Origin of the sequence: Collinsella sp. OM08-14AT (genome assembly GCF_003438115.1) — a bacterium.
In the GTDB taxonomy this organism is placed as follows: domain Bacteria; phylum Actinomycetota; class Coriobacteriia; order Coriobacteriales; family Coriobacteriaceae; genus Collinsella.
Window position 1 is genome coordinate 345,148 of the sequence record NZ_QSTE01000001.1, and the last position, 1,393, is coordinate 346,540.

The window sequence follows — 1,393 nt, forward strand, 5'->3', positions numbered from 1 at the left end:
GCGTCCCCGCGCCACTTCGCTGCGCATCGCGTCGCAGGAGGTTTTCCGTTTTCCCGGATCGAGGCCGTTCAGCGGTTCATCGAGGATGAGGTACGGGCAATCGGTCGCTATCGCCATGGCAAGCTTTACCTGCTGCTTCATTCCTGTCGAGAGTTTACGGGTCGGCTTGTCGAGATATGGGGAGATTCCGAGGGAGTCGCAGAGCGAGTCGATGTCGGCGGCCGATTTCCACGCCTCCCTAACGAAAGCAAGGTGCTCGATGGCCGATAGCGTGGGATAGAGATCCGCGCCGCCCGAAGAGCTCAGGTAGACGAGTTCTGCAAATTCGGCTGATCGACGTTGGCAGATTCCGTCTGCCGCCAGGCTTCCCGAGCGGATGCGGGTGGGAAATTGGCCCGACAGCGCTTCAAGAAGGGTGGTTTTCCCCGAGCCGTTGGGAGCAACGAGGCCCGCCGCCGTTCCCGGGCTCAGGAAAAGCGACCCGATTGAAAGTATCGTCGTGCTTCCGTATCCCACGCTCGCGTCTAGAAGCTCGAGCCCATGGTGCTTTTTCGCGGGTCCAGGCTGTTTGGGGGAACGTGTCGCAACGGCGCCGACCGTAAAAAGGACCGCGACGTATGCCAGGGCCACGGCAAGCATCGATGCGCTGCCTGAACCGGAGCCAATGAATTCTGTCGGGAAGCATCCTACGTAGCCCGTTGCCTCGATAGGCGAGAACACGGCCAGCGGCAGGAGATTGAGCGCGGCGTTATGCTCCAGCGCCGAATCGGACAGCAACGGGAATGCCGGGGCCGCGACAAGCAGCGCTGAGGTAAGGGGGCCCGCGAGGACGCGCCTCGTTGCGGTCGATAGGACGGCGGAGCAAACGGATATTAAGGTTCCGCCCGCAAGAAGCGCGATAAGCAGGGCTGTGAAGACGTTTCCCGCAGTCGTGGTGGTAAGCGCGCCGTCATGGAAGAAGGCGATCGGGTACCCAATTTGCCCGAAGCCGTTTAGGGCCAAGGCGTAAATGCCCCCGGGTGCAAGGCCGGCGAGGAGCATCGCGGTCCCCGCGGCGATTATCGAAAACACGATCTGGATAAGGCGCCGGAATTTGGGCACGGGCGCCTTTGCCGCCAGGGTCGCAGGCCTTGTGGCGCCGAGCACGAGTATCGACGAGAGAAGGAAGGGGATGAAGGGAAGGAAAGACGGCGCCGTGGCAATGGCGTAAGGCAGGAAGGAAAGGAATGGCAGGTCGTTTGCGGAGGCCGGGATATCCGTGATGCCGGAGCTGCTCAGGGCACGGCAATATGCGAGCGCTGCGTCATTGGTCTCTCGGTCTCCCACGATGGACCCGGATTGGAAGCCTTCGCCCATGAGCGCGTAGTAGCTCTCGGCAGAATCGAGAAAGGCG

At 61.9% G+C, this 1,393-nt stretch carries 1 protein-coding gene; it reads right to left on the bottom strand.

From position 1 onward, the window contains the following. Window positions 1–1,393: ATP-binding cassette domain-containing protein (locus tag DXC18_RS01535; protein WP_199412163.1), on the bottom strand; the 1,393-nt coding region annotated here is incomplete at both ends.